The following is a 1854-nucleotide window of genomic DNA, read 5'->3' as shown; positions in this document are numbered from 1 at the left end:
GGCAAATAAAAACAGTCTAAAGTTTAATCAGAGGGATTTTTTAAATGAAAACCGGGGGGATTTCAATAATAATGTTATAATGTAACAAATGGTTTTCTTTACCAAAAAGGGTGATCTTTATATAATCTTATCTGTTTATATGCCAAAAGATCGATCCACTCGCTTCAGGATATAAGAAACAAATTCAAAAAAAGTCATTTTTTATTTAAAAAATAAGCCATGCCACTTATTTTATTGAACAACACAAAACCATTCACGATATAAATACAATAAAAAATCCTAATTCATCCCCTGTGTTAAGATAAATCCTAAATGGTATTATAAATATAACCTATTTGCATAACAGGTTAATTTCATGCCCATTTTACGCGAATGCATAACGGTAAGCGGGATATCGGCCCAATCGCAAGGCAAATTTCAATCTATTGGATTTAATCGACGTATTGACATACAAAGGGTTTTAGAAAATCGCCAGCCGCTATTTTTGCGAAGGCATGGCAGAAATGCACCCTCACCTGCGGCGATGGCTTCAATGGAGATTGGCAGAAACATTGCAAACCTGCATTTGCAAAATATCCTTGGCTAATTTTCAGTAAGAAACCGGAATACAATAATGTACTCCGGTTCTATAATTTACTATTTTAAATAGGAATGATTAATCGAGGCGGAATTATGGTATAAATTCCCAATGTTCATCTTTAAATGTAACTATCTTACGAGCAGTATTGGCTTGATAATAATGCTGCTTTTCACTCCGATATGTGTATGTATGGCCATTATACTTGATATATACATATAAATGATATCCCCTATTATTAGTCTGCCATTGTCGACCCTGTTTTTCCAAATTCCATATGTTATCAGTTATATAAGCAAGATGTTTCTCATCACTTTTTTTGATTTCATCAAATACCCCTTTATTATCAGGGTTAATGTATAGTTCATCATTATTGACCTTTGCTTTAATACAAAAAATCATGGGTGACATCAATTCAAGATCGGTAAAAAAGTCCACTTTGATTGTTTCTGGAAAATGATGTAGAAATTTAATTTCATCCTTAGGCTTCTGAAGCCGCCCCAACAAATCCCATTTATCTTCAATCGTCTTGATTATCTTAGTTTCCACAACTAAGCTTTTCCAAATTTGATCGGGTCTAGGCTTTTTAATATGAAAAGAATCCGTTTCTTTCTTAAATACAGCTGGGCCGTTGCCTTTTAGTATTACTCTAATAAATACATTCTTATCCCAGTAATCCGTTTTTGCTTCAAAAGGAGTTTTCATTGTCTTAAATGAGATCAATTTATCAGCAGAATAATGTTTTTTATCAAGTACATTACCTCCTTTTTCGACCAACTCTACATCTACACTAGTAGCGTTCTCATAGATATTATTGTTTTCTCCCAATGTCCAGAGTACGTTAATAGCGTCACCTTTAAATGCCGGGAGCCAGTCCTTATTATCGGGTTTTCTTTTATCAGTCCGCATATGGTATCCAAAGGAATAAAGACTAGGAGCGCGATATATAATTACTTCATAGCTCCCTTCGCTATCCTCATAATAATCATTTCCAGAAATATATTGAGTAATGGTTGTTTTACCTAGAGATCTTACTTGCCAGGTATTACCAGAGATATTTATAACAGAGGGATCACTGCTTTTTGTTTTAAGTCTGACTTTCTGAGGAATTGGCAAAGATGGATTCTGTTGCAATAACTTGTAATCCTCACTATTAACGTCGACCTCAATAGACTTTTTATTAAATTCAATTTTAAATTTCCCTTTCTTCAATTGATAACTGACAGTGGCAGCGGATTTTTTAAACTGTCTAGTGGTTGATGTCTTGATCGTTATCG

The 1854-nt window shown here is 33.8% G+C and carries 1 protein-coding gene; it reads right to left on the bottom strand.

The window, feature by feature from the left end:
- Positions 1–670: 670 nt before the first annotated feature.
- On the bottom strand, positions 671–1854 hold a 1184-nt coding region (locus FE392_RS19715), incomplete at its 5' end, for a hypothetical protein (RefSeq protein ID WP_319931834.1).

This window comes from Xenorhabdus santafensis (genome assembly GCF_033949405.1).
In the GTDB taxonomy this organism is placed as follows: domain Bacteria; phylum Pseudomonadota; class Gammaproteobacteria; order Enterobacterales; family Enterobacteriaceae; genus Xenorhabdus; species Xenorhabdus santafensis.
Note: the sequence above shows the minus strand (reverse complement) of the source record. Positions and strands in the feature narration are given on the sequence as shown.